This is a genomic window from Paraburkholderia sp. SIMBA_027, from assembly GCF_046535315.1.
Taxonomy (GTDB): Bacteria; Pseudomonadota; Gammaproteobacteria; order Burkholderiales; family Burkholderiaceae; genus Paraburkholderia; species Paraburkholderia tropica.
Genome location: NZ_JAWRWY010000836.1, coordinates 1 through 263, shown reverse-complemented (window position 1 = coordinate 263; position 263 = coordinate 1). Strand labels below are relative to the sequence as shown.

1 pseudogene is annotated in these 263 nt (G+C 39.5%); it reads left to right on the top strand.

What is annotated here, in order from left to right:
* Positions 1 to 42 precede the first annotated feature (42 nt).
* Positions 43 to 263, top strand: a pseudogene (locus tag SB764_RS41415) (alpha/beta hydrolase); the annotation flags it as partial.

Sequence of the window (263 nt, the reverse complement as noted above, 5' to 3'; positions counted from 1 at the left end):
ATATAAATGCATGCGAATTTTTCAATGAAAGGATGAAGAGTAATGGGTTTATCAAACAGTGCAAAGTTGTATTTAGAGGCATTTTATAGTGGTCCAAAGCTTCAGGATTTAACTCCAGATGTGGTACGTCAAGCATTGAACGCTCCACTTCCAGAAGGTGTTGAAGTTCCACCTGTAGCGAAAGTTGAAAACCGTCAAATTCCTGTAAATGAAGGTGAGATTACTGTTCGAATCTATACACCTGAAGGAGAAGGGCCATTTCC